The following is a 16,116-nucleotide window of genomic DNA, read 5'->3' as shown; positions in this document are numbered from 1 at the left end:
AGCATCGCTGTAATTTGCTGATTTCCGTCAAAGCCGCGATCTTGGGCGGTCGGTCCCGCCTGCTCATACCCTGCTATATTTCGTGCAGCTCCTGCCAAAGCAGTTCCACTCTTTTGTATTCGGCTTCAACACATTGGTAAAGGGCAAAATAGTCCCCTTCCGGATCCCTGCCGCGAAGCGCTTCCACCATTGTGCAAACTGCGGCATAAAACGGCGTCAGCCCCAAATTGCCCGAAATGCCCTTCAACGTGTGCGCGGCATCAAATGCGGCGGCCACATCCTTGCTGTCCAGCGCATCATGCAGTTTTTTCATGCTTGCGTCTTTCAGCAGCATTCCCAGTATTTTCAAATAGAAGGTTTCATCTTCCAAAAATCGTTCCATGGTCTCTTCATAGTTGGAGCCGTAACTTTCCAAAATTTCTCTCAAACTTTGCAATCCTTAATCCTCGCTTTCCCATAAACAGCAACTGCCTTTATGGTTTGATTTTGCGCGGTAAAGCGCCATATCCGCCTGCTTGAACACTTCATCCATCCCGTTGTCCATATTATCTGAGATCACAATCCCCACAGAAGCAGAGGCCCGTATATCCTGCTCAAACGCGATCTTTTTCAGCGCCTGGCAGATCCCCTCCGCTTTTTTCACCACCACATCGGCAGACTGTATTTGCTTTAGGATCACAATAAACTCGTCGCCGCCGTAACGGGCCAAAATGTCGCTTTTTCTGGATTGCGCGCGGATCAGCTTGGTGACCTCTTCGATAAGCCGGTCCCCTTGTATATGGCCCAGCGTATCATTGGTCTGCTTCAGATTGTCCAGATCAAACAGACAAAACGCGAACGGAGCATCTTCCTTTTTCATTGTATGGATCGCGGTTTCCAGCCCACGGCGGTTGAGAAACCCCGTCATATGATCCCGGTTGGCCTCGTTTTGCAGCGCGTTTTCCCGCTCATGAAAGGTCGACAGCCAGATCGCATGCAGAGTTCTTTTAAGCAGGCTCTTTGCTGTGTGCGGCTTGCCCGCATAGTCCAAAGCGCCCAGTTCAAGCGCTCGCTCCTCCGCTTGCGGATCCTGCGTTCCCGTTACCAAAACCGGTATATTCCACACGGCCAGTTCATCTTTCAGCATTTCATATACAACAGGGCTGTGCAGGCCCGGCAGCGACTTACTTAGCAGAACAGCGGCAAGCTGGTCTTTATACCGGGTGACAAAGGCCAGCGCGGCATCCGCCTGTGCACAATGCTCGACCTGAAAATGCGTGGAAAATGTTTTTTTTACCTCATTCCGATAATCCGGATCTTCGTCGGCAATTAAAAGCAGCTGCCGCCTGGGTCTGAGCCTCATGCCAAAGTGCGGCCCCTCGCAGCGCGCAGCCTCCTCCTCCCGCAGCCCAACGGTTTGCTTTTCCTTTAACAGCAATTCCAATTCCTGAGCTGGCATGGGTTTGGAAAAATAATACCCCTGCACATAATCGCATCCGGTTTCTGCCACCCGGTTCAGCTGCTCTTGGGTTTCCACCCCCTCCGCCACTACGCTCAGCCGCATCCGGCGCGCAAGCTCCACAATGGTCTGCAAGATCCCCTGGCCCACGCTTTTTCCCGCTTCCCCCTGAACAAATTTCATATCCAGCTTTAAAATGTCGAGAGGCATTTGGTTGAGCATATTCAGCGAGGAGTACCCGCTGCCGAAATCGTCCATCTCGATCACAAAACCAAGTTTGCGCAGTTTTGTAACGGTTTCGATAATCTGGGTGGGCTGTTCCGTGTAGGCGCTTTCCGTGATCTCCAGATGGAGCCGGGAAGGCTTTAGCCCATGCCTGCGGATCATATCCATCAGGATTTCGGAAATATTCATATTGTAAATGTCCGCCCTGGATACATTGACCGAGATGGATATGGGCAGATAACCCTTGTCGTCCCATTCACGCAAAATGGCACAGGCCTTATCCCAGACAAATTGATCCAGTTTGGTAATGAAACCGTTCTTTTCGAATAGGGGGATGAACTTGGCTGGAAACTGGAATCCCCATTCCGGATGATCCCAGCGGACCAATGCTTCCGCGCCCACCAGCTTGTGATCCCTGATCCTGTATTTGGGCTGGAAATAAAGCAAAAACTGACCGTCCGCCAGGGCGGTTTCCATGCCGGCGATGATGGCCTGCTGGCGCAGCAATTCCCCCCTCAGCTTATCGTCATACGCTGCAAAATGCTTTCCGTATTGCCCTTTGATGCTGTGCGCCGCCAGCAGCGCCCGGTCGCACATCTGCTCCACAGGGATCCTTCGGTCTTCAACATAATAGATCCCCCACTTCATCACAACGTTTTGGGCGTTGGGAAGCGCATTGACCTTTTCCAGGGCCTGGGCAAACATGCCGGCTGTATACTCGCAGCTGTTTTCCATCAAACAGACAAATTGGTCTGCATTCAGGCGCCCGTAAATGCCTTTGTCCCCCACGATCCGGCGATATTGCTCCGCAATGCCCTGCAAAAGCCGGTCTCCCGCCGCCACGCCGAAAATGTCGTTGATGAGTTTAAAATTTTCAATATCGGAGGCGATGATATTGAACTGGCGCTCCGGATATCGCTGCAGCATTTCCCGCACCCGCTGGTAAAAAAATTCCTTACTGAACAGCCCGGTGAGGCGGTCGTACTGAAACTGATTGATCATGGCGGCGGTCTCACGCAGGCGGATAATGCTGGCGACCCGGTGAAGGATGATCTGGGCCTTATATGGCTTGGGCACAAAATCGCTGGCCCCGTGGGAGAGGACGCTCACTTCATCCGCCTCACTGTCGCTCTGGGTCGTCACAATGACCGGGATCGAGGAAAAGGTCGAATTGGCCTTGATATGGGAAAGAAAGGTGTATCCATCCATAATGGGCATATTGATGTCCAATAGGATCAGCGCGATCTCTTCATAATGGGCCTGTAAAACATCAAGCGCTGCCTGTCCGTTTTCTGCTTCTAAAACCTGATACTCAGAAGCCAACAACCTGTGCAGCACCTCGCGATTGATCTCGTTGTCCTCCACGATCAATACGGTCTTCAGCATGGGCATCTGCATGTCACCCCCTTTTCCTCGGCAAGTCCAAATGGAAAAAGCGCGAACCTTGTCCATAATTACCTAACTTATATTATAAAGAATAAACGCCGGATTTTCAACTGGTTTTGTGGATTTTCGGCTCGAAGAATGTTAAAATAAGGAACATGGGCAAGGGAGGGGTAAAAATGGAGAGCGCACAGGATTTTACCGGTTTTATCTATGAATATTTTCTCAAATGCTTTCACTTCCAGCGCTACAGATACGCAGACGCCCTTCCTTCTGTCAACATTTGTTGTAAAAAATTCAATGTTGCTGACCAGACGGTGAAGTCCGCGCTGAAACAGTTGCGGGAAGAAGGCTATATCTCGGTCCAGCGGGGCAGGCCCGCCCGGGTCATTTTTCAGCAGACCGAGGAACAGAGCAATGCGTATATCCGCCAATTTTTTTCGGAGCGATGGAATGTTTTTTCGGATCTGGGCCAAACGGTGGAGGTCGTTTTTCAGCCGTTGCTTATAGAGAGCTTTCGGCGGCTTGATCCGAGCGATTTTGCCCTTCTTTCTTCTTTTGCGGAGCGGGCGGACCTTGAAAATCTGATCCACTTTTATTGCTTTGCTCTGCAAAAAATGAAAAATCCATTGATCATGAATCTGTTTTGGGAGTGCCTGCTGTTTTTGGGCTTTCCCTATATCAGCGACCGCACTCTGGAACATTATTCGGCGGCGATTGCGCAAAAACGTTTGCAGGAGATCATCTGCACAGCAAAAGCACAGGATTGGCAGCGGCTCGATGAACTTTTGTCCGCCTTCTGGAAAGAGTTTGTGACGTCGGCAGCAAACTCCATTGGGCCTTCCTTGCTTCCCATACCGGCAGACCGGCAGATTTCCTTTTCCTGGCGGATCTACCGGGGCCGCCCGCAAATTTGTTACAATCTGGCGACCCGTTTCATGTATGAGATTTATCTGGGGCGTTATCGGGGGCAGCGGTTCCTCCCCTCTTATGAAAAATTGGCGCAGGAATACTGTGTGTCGGTCAATACGGTGCGCCGGACCATTCGCTTGCTCACGCACCTTGGTGTGACCTGCCCTATAAGCGGCAAAGGGATTCGGGTTTTTTCCTTGGGAGAGCGTACCGAGCAGCCGGATTTGACCGTTCCGGCCATCGTTCGGAATTTGGCCCTTTTCTTTCAGTCGTTCGAGCTGCTGCTTTATTCCTGCGAGGAGATTGTCCGCCGCACCCTGTCGTTGCTGGATCAAGAAGAAAAAGGCAAATTGATCCGGCAGCTGAAAAGCTATATTGATGCAGGAAATTGCGAGCTTGCTCCCTGGTGTATCTTTATCACCGTGGCGATGCGGGCGCCTCTGCAGGGGATCCGGGAGATCTACGCAAACATTTACGGCCTGGCCCTCTGGGGGTATCCTTTAAAAACCTCGCGGGAAAAATATCCTGCTGTTGACGACAAAGCGGTCTGGCTGGCGCAGTCTCTTGTGCAGCACTTGACGGCAGATGACATGGGTTCCTGTGCCGCCGCGTTCAGAGAGTTTATCTCCATTGCGCTTCCTTCCATAGAAAAATATCTCAATCTCTTCGGAATTGAACACACGGCGCTCCAAATGTCCCCGTCTGCCCGGCGGTATTACCAGACCGGCAGCCCAACGGCGCCCCAATTTGAGGCTTAAGGGCAGCTTTGCTGCTTCGCCCGATGGAACGGGCTGAAGGAAACACCCCCGGATCACTGATCCGGGGGTGTTTCCTTCAGCCGGGCTGTTTTTTATGCCTGGGTTTTAACGCCGTCAAGCCGCAGGTTATTGCCGGGCATTCTGTTTGCCGGGCATCCACTTTTGAAGCACCGCATAAAGCAGATCTATTTCCAATGGTTTAGAAAGGAAATCGTTCATTCCCGCTTCTTTTGCCATGTCTTTATCCTCTTGAAATGAGTTTGCGGTCAGGGCAATAATGGGGATCTTTTTCGCGTCAGGGTGGCTGGAGACCCGTATTGTTTTCGTTGCCTCCACACCGCCCATGTTGGGCATCCTCAGATCCATCAAAATCAGGTCGAAATATCCGGGGCTGCTTTTCTCAAAGCAGCGAACTGCCTTTGCACCATCCTTGGCAAGCTCCACCTTTATCCCCTTTGACTCCAATATGTCAATAGCGATCTCTGCATTGATGGGGTGATCTTCAGCCAACAGGACCCGCACATTTTCAAAATGGACAGAAGACGCAAGCGGCATTTTGAATTCCATGGGCTTTCCAAAGGAAAGTGGAATGCAAAAGAAAAATTCGCTGCCAGCATTTATTTTGCTTTTCACATTCAAAGCGCCGCCCATAAGGTGCACGATGTTCCGGCTGATCGGCAGGCCCAGCCCAGTCCCTTGGCTGCGCATTTGATTGCTCCCGACCTGTTCGAAGGATTCAAAAATACGTTCCAGATCCTCTGCTTTGATACCAATGCCGGTATCCGAAACCTTAAACAAATAGATGGCTTGCTGGCCGGAGGCCTCCGTTTCCTCCACGCTCAGCCGCACCGTTCCCCCCGGCGGCGTAAATTTAATGGCATTGGAAAGCAAGTTCATTAAAACCTGCTTTAACCGGATCGCATCTCCTTTCAGATCAGAATGCCTGAAATCCGTTTCACAGCAAAGCTCTATTTCCCGGGCCTGCGCCTGTGTTTGCATCATGCTGCAAAGTTCATCGAGCAGCTGGCGCAGGCAGAAGTCTTCCGCTGCAATGGAAAGCATCCCGTTATCAATCCGGCTCATATCCAAAATGTCGTTGATCAGCCCCAACAAATACTGTGAAGTTGAGCTCAGTTTCGCCAAATTTCCTTTTATGCTTTCAGGCACATCGTCCTTCATGGCAATGAGCGCGGTGGTTCCAACGATGGCATTCATCGGCGTGCGGATTTCGTGGCTCATTCTGGAAAGAAAGGCGCTTTTTGCCTTGTTATCCGCCTCTGCTTTCGCAATATCCTTTTGCATATTGGCGTTCTTTACACGCATATTCGCCATTATCACAATCACCGTTGTGACGAGCAGCAAAAAAGCCGAAATAGCGGTGATCGATAAAATGGGGTTGGTCTCCACAAAATTTTTCAGCGATACCTTGGCATCTCCGATCGAGACCAGATTGTGGTCCAAAAGAGAATTTCGGTCATCTTCGGATAAGCTGTTGATGCCTTTGTTCATAATGGACAGCAGTTCCGGATTTGCGGGCATGGGCATCGCAAAGCTGATGCTCATGCGGTTTGCCGATAAGGTAACAGGGACCACGTTGGTATAAACGTTGTCCTGCATCATCTGTTCCACCCGCGCGGAAAGCCCACAGGCAAAATCCACCTTACCGGTATTCACGGCAGCCAAAACCTCTTCAATGGTCCTGAAATACGTCACTTTACTCGCTTTGGCATAAGAAGGCAGTTGGCGGCCTTCCAAAAGGCCGCAGGTCAATCCGTCCTCCGGATAGGTCACGGAACGGTTGCGCACGATCAGGTCGTTCAACGCGGCATAGGGTTTGGTCTGTGCCAGTTCACTCCGCATGGCATCCGCGGCATCATCGAAAAAGATGCCGGCCATATCGGCTTTGCCTTGGATAACGAGTTGTTGCGCGTCGGCATAGGAATCCGCAAATATGTAGGAAAATTTGATCCCATACCGCGCAGCGATTTTATCCAGCAGCTCCGGAACCAGGCCAACGTGGTCGCCGTCCTCATAACCAATGCAGTAAAGCGGATGAAAATAGTTGGGGACCGCCACGGTCACTGTGCCCTTTTGTTCAATATAGTCTTTTTCTTCCTCGGTCAGCAGCAGGTTTTCCACGCCTGTATCATCAAAATATCGCTTATACACTTCTTCTGAAAAGTGAGGGTCTGATAACGCAATGCGCTCCATTGCCCAATTCAGCTGATCAAGCAGCTCCTGGTTGCCCGGCTGCACCACCAGATAATGAGGTTGTGCGTCGAAATATACTACCGCGCGGAACCTACCGGTGTCGTCCGTTGCATTTCCAAGCTTCAGGTCTATTTTTCCGGCTTCCAGATCCAGATCGATTTGATCGGCGGCGACCTCTTTGGAGGTATAGGGTTTGAGGGTGCAGTTCAGGCCATTGGCCGAAAGGTACTCTTTCAGCCGGCGCACATTCTCGGTTGCCCTCTCCACAACGCCTATGGTTTTTCCGTTCAGATCCCTGAGATCATAGCCCTTAATGGCGGTGTCATCCTGGCGGGCCAGCAATACCGCCTTGGTATTGCCGCAGCTGTGATCCGGGTAGGCAAAGTACTCTTCAAACGCCTGTGAATAGTAGGTGCCGCCCATAATATCATATTGACCGGCAATAAAATCCCTCGTCATGTCATTGGCGTCGGTATCAATAAACTCGTAGGACCAACCGGTGTATTTTGCGATTTCATATAAATAATCCACCACCAGGCCGAAGCGCTTCCCGTTTTCGTCGGTCATCGTAAAGCCTTCCGCTTGCGGGAATGGGACCCTGAGGCGAACGGGCGGCTCTGGGGCAGCAAAAGACGGAACGGCGCTTGAAAGCAAAACAGCAAGCAAGATCGCCACAGAAAAAACTTTCACATTATGTTTTTTTGACTGTTTGACCCAATGTTTCATATAGACTCCTACTTAAAATAGATGTTTTGCAAAAACATATTGTTTCTGTGAGATATTTCCCTGTGTGTGCTCTTACTCTTGATCCCACCGCAGTGTAAGCCGGCCATCCTTTGCCGGGGAGATGGTTCCCGCCTGCCTGACGGTGGCGGTCACCAGATCAATATTGCTGCCGGCCTCGCCATGGACGTTTACGGTGGAAAATATATACGCTTCGTCAATGGAGCTGGCCCAGGCGGCCACGGTATAGATCCGGCCGTCCTCGATCTCACTGCCGTCGGCCAAGGTCAACTTGATAACATTTTCACTTTTCTCCCGCCAGGGAGCGTATTCCATGGCAAGGCCGGAAAACGCATACATGGCGTTGATCTCCTCTCCGTTGATGATGGGGTGCTCCATGAGGGCTTTCAGGTTCGCCCCGGTGATCCCATAAGTGGTCAGGTGGTCGTCATCACTCAGGCCTCTCAGATAAAAGCGATACAGCATTGTAACATCGCCCTTATAAAATTTGGCAAAATTCCCGGTATAATAGGTGCGGTGGGGGATCAGAGCGATCTCCGCCCCAGTGGCGGAACGCATGGCGTCGGCAACAAAGCTGCTGGTTTCAAGAACGGTAAACTCCTCTGTTGCGGTGCCGGCAGGCTCTTCCAGCGCCTGGCCGGTCTTGGCTTTTTCAACCGTGGTGTCCGTTTCGGCAATGACCTGCTCCAGGGTCAGATCGCCTGTTAAATACTCTTTCATTGTTTGATTCTGGAGAGCATCGCCCATGCTGTCTGCGAAAAAGATCTGTCCGCTTTCAATACACTTCTGCACGTCCCAAAATTCTTCTCTCAAATTCGCTTGGGCGGATTTCACGCTGCTCAGCCCCGAATAGAGCTCCAGCAAGGCTTGCTGTCCTTTATCGGTGCTCAAAAATGCAAAGATATCCAGCAATATCTGCCTTTTATTGGCATCCTCCATGGATGCTTTCGACAGTGCCATACTGCGTCCCGGCGTCATCTGCATCCAGCGTTCCCCGGGCGTGTCGGTGGGGTAGCCAAAAAAGCCGACCTCACATTCCGGCTGCTCATCCTCGTACAGGGAAAACATGGTCAGTTGTTCCGGCAGCATGGCGATCTCGCCGGCATAAAAGGCATGGCGGTTTTTTGTCAGGCTGGAGGAAAAGTCGTCGTCCACCACGATGCCACGGTCATACAATTCTTTATGGACGGCAAAATAGGGTTCCAACACCCCTTCACAGGAGGCCTGTCCGTTGCAAAACAGCGCGTATTGTTCCCTCTTTTCCGCAGTCGAAAAGAGGGTGCGGTTGCTGAACCCCAGGCCGACCCCTTCCATGGAGTATTTAAAACAAGGTACAAAAGGGCGGATGTCTTGGGCGGAAATTTCATCGCACAGGGTGTAAAACGCATCGATGGTCTCCGGGATTTCCCAGCCGTGGGCATCAAATAGGGTTTTGTTGTAAAAGATCCCCTGTACCGAGCTGTTGATCGGGAGCTGATAGAGCTTCCCCTCAGAGCTCAAACTGTTCAGTGCGGATTGATTGTACCGGGAAGTGAAATCCTCTGCCGACAAATCATAAAAAATGTTGCTGTTTATCGCCATGTCTTTTATGGCGCCTGTAAAAATAATATCCTCCAGGTCCCCCTGCACCTCGGGGTTTTTCACATATTCCTGAATATCGGGGATGCTGGGCTGTTCCAGAACAACAATGTCAACATTTGGAAATTCGGTTTCGATGGCCAGCTCCACCGGCTTTGCGCTGCAGGGCGCGTATGTCCCAATGGTGATAACTGTTTTATCAAGATCCACCGGTTCATAGCTCAAAATTTCATTGCCCGCGCAAAAGCGCGCCTCCATGCCTGTTTTGTGCGGTGCCGCAGTGCAGCCGGTTGCCCCCGGCAATATGGCGCCTGCCAGCAACAAGCTCAATAGTTTTTGCTTTTTCACAGGGGGCCCCCTTCTTAACGGATATACTCCACGAATATTTTTTTTACCACTTCTATATCCACCGGTTTGCTGATATGGGCCTGCATGCCGTGGGCAAGCGATTTTTCCACATCCTCTTCAAAAGCGTTTGCCGACAAGGCTATGATGGGGATGCTTTGAGCGTCCGCATGAGCGGAGGCGCGAATGGCTGCGGCGGCCTCCAGGCCATTCATCACCGGCATTTGGATGTCCATTAAAATGATGGAATAATACCCTCTGGAAGAATGTTCGAAGCGCTTCACAGCCTCTGCGCCGTTCACCGCCCCATCGACCGCAAAGCCTAGCCCCGCCAAAAGTGCGGCAACGATTTCGCGATTGATTTGGTTATCTTCTACCAGCAGGATCCTTTTTCCAAGCATAGATCCGGGCAATTCATCGGCACGCCCGTTCTGGAGGGCCGGCTCGCTCAGCTCGGTTCGTTCCAAAGGAAGCTCCATAACAAATCTGCTCCCTTTGTTCAGGCTGCTTTCTGCGCAGATGGTACCGTTCATCAGGCTCACAAGGCTGTGTACGATCGCCAGCCCCAAACCGCTGCCCACATGGGCGGAGATGAGAGAAGATTGTTCCTGTTCAAAAGGATGGAACATCTGCTGCATAAACGCTTCGCTCATGCCGATCCCCGTGTCCTCCACAATAAAGCAGGCGCGTGTATACCCGCCGCGTTCCGGGTTTTCCCGGTAGGTAAGGGTCACGGCTCCATGCTCGGGGGTAAACTTAATGGCATTCGAAATCAAGTTTACAAGGCATTGCTTGATGCGGACAGCATCTCCCAAAAATCCCCGGTGGAAGTTGTCCGGGCAGTCCAGGCGAAAGCGCAGCGCCTTCTCGCCTGAAGGATAGGTCTCCAGCTGAATAACAGTCTCCAGCAGCTCCTTCATATCAAAAACCGTATGGGAGATCCGCAGCTTGCCGCTTTCGATCCGGCTCATATCCAATACGTCGTTGATAATGGAAATCAGATATTCGCCGGACTTTTTCGCTTTGTGCGCGCAGTCCGCTACAATATCCGGGTTGTCCGCATTGTGCAGCAGCAGGTCGTTCAGCCCGATCACGGCGGTCAGCGGTGTGCGGATATCATGGGAGACCTTATTCATGAAGTCGCTCTTTAGAGTGGCTTTTGCCTGCTCCAGCTTCACTTGCTGCCCTTTTTTCACGTAGTAGTAAATCCAGGCCACAGCTATGGCCACCACGGTTGAGAGGGTGAGCACGATCATAATGATCACATGCCGCATCCCGTCAAAGGTCGCCTTGGCGGTGATCGAAACGGGCACCGCAATAACGATGCTGTTGCCCTCGCTTTCCGGAAAGCTTTGAATACGCCAGGTTTCCCCGCCTATTTTTGTAATAAATTCCACCTTGTGCTGCTGTTCCAGCCCCTGCTGCAGCGCAAGAATGTGCTGTTCGTCCACCTTTTTCTCCCGCAGGGTATGGAGCAGGTTGTAGCCGCCAAAACAATCGTTGGCAGTTGACTTTGCCGGCCGCAGTTCGATCACCCCCAGCTGATTCACCACATAAGAAGCGCCCTGATTCTCATATAAGGCAGTGGCCGCGGTCTCCGCGTAGGTATTTGAATCCACCAGCATGATAACGCCGAAGAACTCTTCGCCGCCTATCGTCACCTGGGAGAGAGGAGCCATAAAAACCCAAAAATCGCCTTTGGTCTGTACCGTGCAGAAGTCCGTCCGAACCTCGTCCGAAATTTTAAGCTTCTTGACCTCTTCCGATTCGGACAGTACGATTTTTTCTCCCGCCAACGAGACGCAGGAACCGTCTTCAGCCAACAGGTACAACTGCTCAAACCCCAAAAGCTGTTCCTGCCCATAGTCCAACGACCGGATCTGACTGCTCGAGATGACGAGGGCGGCCTGCCGTACCTTGTCCACATAGCTTTTCCTCAACAGAAGCAGCTTTTCCGAAATAAGAGTGCTCATTTGCTCGATGGAGTCGATCCGTTCGTTTTGAATGGCTTGGTTCAAATGGCGATATGTAGCGGTAAAGATAAAGATCTCCGAGATGAGCAGAGCCGCCAGCAGAATGGTTGTTTTTCTTACCCGCGGCAGGATCTCTTCTCTCGCATTTTTTGCCCCGCCATTCATTTTTCTTTTCATTTTGCTCTCCCGCCCTCTCGGCATAGAATGGCGCTGTGCTTACCGGTCGATATGTGAAATTACAGGATCGATCCTATTTCCACAGCTGGGAACCATCATACAGATCCCCGACCGTCCTCCAGTACCCCAGCTTTTTGCACTCCTCGATGATGAGTCGATGGGTATACTTGAACATCTCCGCAGCTTGCTCTGCAAAGGCGCTTTGATCTGCGCGGAGCAGTGCGTTTGCCGCTTCGGCACACTTGTGGTGTATCTCCAATTTTCCGGATGCGTTGGCCCGGTTGATCAGTTTTGGTATTTTTCGGCCGATCCGATAGTTTTTAAGCATGATCGTATAGACCGATCGCAAGGCGTCAAAAGGAATATGTTCTGTTAAAAATTCCAGCAAAATAACAGGCGCAGGTTGGTATAAACCATCGCAGCTTTTCGTTTCGTCCAGTCGCCGCAGTAATTTTTCAGTTTCCGCGTAAGAAACATGAGCTGCAGCATGGTAAGCCACTCCCTCCGCCGTGAGGGAAAGAAGTTCCAGGCACTCGAAATATCTTCTGAGATGGCTGGCAATTAACCTGGGGTCCACATGAATATCGTTTAACGCCGCCAAATCTGTAGAAACAAAAATCCCTTTCCCTCGGGTCGCCTCTACAATGCCCCATTTTTGCAGGCATTGAATGGCTTGGGTCATGGTATTTACACTGACGCCATATTGCTTTTGCATCTGGGCATGAGAAGGAAGCCTGTCTCCCGGCCGATAATAACCGATCGCGATAAGCCCCAGGATATCCAGGTATACGCTGGAATAACGCTCTTCCGCTGTTTTCATCCACTGATCAAGCCCCTGAACACCGATGCGGAAGGGCGAATCAGCAGGAACATAGCATTGAAAATCTTCTCTTGAGATCGTGATCGAATGGATATGCGCAAGAAAACCTCTCACAGCGTTGCTTGCAGGTGCCGAGATCCGGCTTCTTTGAATAAACTCGAGGAGTGTCTGCTGATATAAAACACGTGAGTAAAAGTTGTTTTCCCTGTATTCAACCCCCAAAAAGCCAAGCGCATCAACGATATGAAGGCTCAACTCGTTTTCGCATCTGGCAATAAAAAAGCGCCAGACCAGTTTGGTGTTTTTCCAAAAAAGTTTTGGTATCTCAGGGTTCAATTGCCGAACAATTTTTTCGGGGATATCCCAATCGTACTTATCGCACAGAGAAATTCCGTGGCATATAAAGGGATAGTAAAGAATTTCCGCTGTTTTCAGGATATCTGCCATAACAGAAACATTCGGCTCTTCCAAATTGTCCGCACGATCGCCTTCGGGGTCTGCCTGCTCAAAAACGACCACTGAAAGCTGCCGCTCCTTTGTCTCAATGAGCCCCGCGTCGGCCAGCATTGCCACCACGCGGCGTATCGTTTTGTTGGATACATTGTATTCCTTGCAAAGCTCGGTATAAGAAGGAAGGGCCGTGCCTTTCGGCATAAGACCGGATTCGATTTTGTTTTTTAAAATTCCAAATATCCTGTCATATTGAAATTTATCGTATTTCATCTCATCTGTTCCTCACGAAGCATTTCTTTTGAGGGAACGGGCAAAAGTCGCCATAACTACAATACCGCCCCTGCCCTTTGCCTTGCGCCATAAAGAGCTGCCGCATCGACCTTTGATCGTGTTGGGGCAATAATAACTTGTTCTGTGTTTTTATAAAAAATGGTCGTGTGCAAGCAAGCAGCACTCTGTGTACCTGTACCAAATAAGCTTAGCACCCCAGATTGCAAAAGTCAACGAAATGCACCGATTTTCGGCAAACGACATGCCAGAGGCCATATGGGAAAATTGAGCCGGAGGAATTTGATCCTCCGGCTCAATTGCCGCTCGTAAGCTCGATCCATGGCGCGTTGCGGCCCGATCACCGGCATACAGCCCAAACGCACCATTCTGAAATGGGCACGCCGGCATTATTGACATATGCCATAAAAGGGGTTAAACTATAGATGACATATGTCAGATATGAGGTGGAACTTATGCCCAGACCGCTGAAATGCAGGCTTGTATGCGCTGCCCCCCGCTGTACGGGTTTTATGCCTTCGGGCATGTCCGACTGCGGGGAAGGAGCCGTGGTGATGAGCGTGGACGAATACGAAGCTCTGCGGCTTCTGGATCTGGAAGGGCTGACCCAGGAGGAATGTGCCGCGCAGATGGAGATCGCCCGCAGCACGGTGACCAACATCTACAACAGCGCGCGCCGCAAACTGGCCGACGCGCTGGTCAATGGAAAGCGATTGACAATAGATGGCGGGAATTATCGCCTGTGTGAAAGGGCAAAAGCCGGCCACGGCGGCCTGTGCTGTCGCAAAGGCTGTAAAAAACACCGAAAGCCTCCACCGCCCCGCCGGGAGCTCTGACAGCGTGTTGCAAAAAATGATTTTAAAAGGAGCAAAACACAAAATGAAGATCGCAGTAACTTATAGCGACGGCCAGATCTTTCAGCACTTCGGGCACACCGAGCACTTTAAGGTTTATGAGGCAGCAGACGGTAAAGTGGTGCGCAGCGAAATTCTGGATACCAACGGCAGCGGCCATGGCGCCCTGGCGGGGTTCCTTGCAGATCAGGGCGTGGGCGCCCTGATCTGCGGCGGCATTGGCGGCGGAGCCCAGACGGCGCTGGCCCGGGTCGGTATAAAATTATATGCAGGCGTGTCCGGCGATGCCGACACAGCGGTGAAAAACCTGCTCAGCGGCACATTGGCCTTCAGCACCCAGGCCAACTGCGGCCATCACAGCCATGAGCAGGGCCAAGCCTGCGGTGAGCATGGATGTGGGGGCGGCGGGCATACCTGCGGCGCATAAAGGAAAGCGCACCCGGTATTCTTCCCTGCTCTCCGGCTGCCCCAAAGAGTTTTCATCCCGATCTTGGCCCCAAACGCCCCAAAAGTTTTTTGAGATCATACGTCAAGAACCCGCAAAAGCCCAGGCTTACTGGGCTTTTGCGGGTTCTTTTATGCCGGGATTTTCATTTATACTATGAGCATTGCGTCCCCAAAGCTGAAAAAGCGGTAACGCCGGTCCACCGCCTCTTTGTAGGCGGCCATGGTGCGCTCGTAGCCACAAAAGGCGCTCACCAGCATGATGAGCGTGCTTTCGGGCAGGTGGAAGTTGGTGATCAGGCCGTCCATGCAGCGGAACTCGCACCCGGGGTACAAAAAAATATCGGTATCGCCGCTGCACGCCCGAATCTCGCCGTATTTTGCCGCCACCGATTCCAGGGTGCGGCAGCTGGTGGTCCCCACGCAGATCACCCGGTGGCCGGCGGCCTTTGTCTCGTTGATGCGCCGCGCGGTCTCCTCGCTCACGCTGTACCACTCCGAGTGCATCTGGTGGTCTGCGATGTCCTCCTCCTTGACCGGCCGGAAGGTCCCCAACCCCACATGCAGCGTCACCTCGGCAATGCCCACCCCCTTTTGCTGAAGCCTTTCCATCAGCTGCGGGGTAAAATGCAGGCCCGCCGTGGGCGCAGCCGCGCTGCCCAGCTCCTTGGCGTACACGGTCTGGTACTGGCTCTGGTCCTCCAGCTGCTCGGTAATATAGGGCGGCAGGGGCATTTTTCCGAACGCATCCAGCTTTTCATACAGGGTCTGGGTGTCGTAGGTGAATTCCACCAGTTTGTTGCCGTCCTCTGCGGTTTCCAAAACGGCGGCGGTCAGGGTACCGTCGCCAAACATTACCCGCTGGCCGGGGCGCAGGCGCTTGCCCGGCTTTGCCAGGCACTCCCACACATCCCCCTTCACCTGGCGCAGCAGCAAAAGTTCACAAATGCCGCCGGTTTCGGGTTTTGCACCGATCAAACGGGCAGGCAAAACCTTGGAATTGTTCACAACCAGCAAATCACCGGCATTTAATAGGTCAACCAGGTCGCGGAATACGCGGTGCTGCATTTCGCCGGTGGCGCGGTCCAGGCACAGCAGCCGGGCGGAATCGCGGGGGTCGGCCGGCTGCTGCGCAATGAGCTCCTGGGGAAGATCAAACCAAAAATCTTTTTTCAGCATGGATAATTTGCCTCTCTTAATTGACATTGCAAAAGCGCAATGCTATAGTAAGAACATGTACAGAGGCGCGGTTTTCATGAGTAGCGTCCGGCTGGCTGCCAAGCCATATGCTGGGGGTGAAAGGGGCAACCGCCGAAGGACGTGTTCGGCAACCACGTGCCTGGCTTCAACGCCGAAAGGCCTGAAGCTGTCATGCCCCACAGGGCATGGTGCGCTGTGCATGTGTTATGCAATCTAATTTATTATATTGCATACGTTGCCGGTTTTCAAGCCGGTTTTTTTTGTATCCGGCGTTCAAAAACAAAAAATAAAGGGTGCTTTTGTGGGAACGAAA

The 16,116-nt window shown here is 51.9% G+C and carries 10 protein-coding genes and 1 riboswitch; of the genes, 3 read left to right on the top strand and 7 right to left on the bottom strand.

The annotated features are described in order from the left end of the window. Positions 1–73: 73 nt before the first annotated feature. Together ACMLHZ_RS07035 and ACMLHZ_RS07030 are read right to left on the bottom strand one after the other, a co-directional pair. The gene (locus ACMLHZ_RS07035; RefSeq protein ID WP_418667060.1) at positions 74–427 is read right to left on the bottom strand and encodes an Hpt domain-containing protein; all 354 of its coding nucleotides are present in this window, start codon (positions 425–427) and stop codon (positions 74–76) included. A gap of 12 nt (positions 428–439) precedes the next feature. Continuing rightward, complete coding sequence (locus ACMLHZ_RS07030; RefSeq protein ID WP_418667059.1) at positions 440–3,055, bottom strand: EAL domain-containing protein; 2,616 nt, start codon at positions 3,053–3,055, stop codon at positions 440–442. A 170-nt stretch (positions 3,056–3,225) separates the two neighbouring features. On the opposite strand from ACMLHZ_RS07030, the gene ACMLHZ_RS07025 reads away from it, so the two are divergent. Then, the gene (locus ACMLHZ_RS07025; protein WP_418667058.1) at positions 3,226–4,716 is read left to right on the top strand and encodes a GntR family transcriptional regulator; all 1,491 of its coding nucleotides are present in this window, start codon (positions 3,226–3,228) and stop codon (positions 4,714–4,716) included. A 126-nt stretch (positions 4,717–4,842) separates the two neighbouring features. Here the strand turns inward: ACMLHZ_RS07025 and ACMLHZ_RS07020 are convergent, their stop codons facing one another. The 4 genes from ACMLHZ_RS07020 to ACMLHZ_RS07005 form a co-directional block, all read right to left on the bottom strand. Then, positions 4,843–7,653, bottom strand: a complete 2,811-nt coding sequence (locus ACMLHZ_RS07020) for an ATP-binding protein (protein WP_418667057.1) — start codon at positions 7,651–7,653, stop codon at positions 4,843–4,845. Positions 7,654–7,725: 72 nt separating this feature from the next. Next, a complete protein-coding gene (locus ACMLHZ_RS07015) occupies positions 7,726–9,597 on the bottom strand; it encodes an extracellular solute-binding protein (protein WP_418667056.1) in 1,872 nt (623 codons plus the stop codon). A gap of 14 nt (positions 9,598–9,611) precedes the next feature. Beyond that, a complete protein-coding gene (locus ACMLHZ_RS07010; RefSeq protein WP_418667055.1) occupies positions 9,612–11,744 on the bottom strand; it encodes a hybrid sensor histidine kinase/response regulator in 2,133 nt (710 codons plus the stop codon). Between the two features lie 73 nt (positions 11,745–11,817). After that, positions 11,818–13,287: a GntR family transcriptional regulator gene (locus ACMLHZ_RS07005; RefSeq protein WP_418667054.1), complete on the bottom strand. Its 1,470-nt coding sequence runs from the start codon at positions 13,285–13,287 to the stop codon at positions 11,818–11,820. A gap of 443 nt (positions 13,288–13,730) precedes the next feature. Here ACMLHZ_RS07005 and ACMLHZ_RS07000 point away from each other — a divergent pair, with 443 nt between their 5' ends. After that, a complete protein-coding gene (locus ACMLHZ_RS07000; protein ID WP_418667053.1) occupies positions 13,731–14,141 on the top strand; it encodes a DUF134 domain-containing protein in 411 nt (136 codons plus the stop codon). 43 nt (positions 14,142–14,184) lie between these two features. After that, positions 14,185–14,586 carry a NifB/NifX family molybdenum-iron cluster-binding protein gene (locus ACMLHZ_RS06995; RefSeq protein WP_418667052.1) on the top strand — a complete coding sequence of 134 codons (402 nt, stop codon included), beginning with the start codon at positions 14,185–14,187 and terminating at the stop codon, positions 14,584–14,586. Between the two features lie 167 nt (positions 14,587–14,753). Here ACMLHZ_RS06995 and queA read toward each other — a convergent pair whose 3' ends face one another. Further along, positions 14,754–15,782, bottom strand: coding sequence for a tRNA preQ1(34) S-adenosylmethionine ribosyltransferase-isomerase QueA (queA, locus tag ACMLHZ_RS06990; RefSeq protein WP_418667051.1), 1,029 nt, complete (start codon positions 15,780–15,782; stop codon positions 14,754–14,756). Positions 15,783–15,834: 52 nt separating this feature from the next. Beyond that, a riboswitch (Lysine riboswitch) is annotated at positions 15,835–16,007 on the top strand. Positions 16,008–16,116: the final 109 nt, after the last annotated feature.

The organism is Allofournierella sp. (assembly GCF_048388525.1).
GTDB lineage: Bacteria > Bacillota > Clostridia > Oscillospirales > Ruminococcaceae > BQOK01.
Note: the sequence above shows the minus strand (reverse complement) of the source record. Positions and strands in the feature narration are given on the sequence as shown.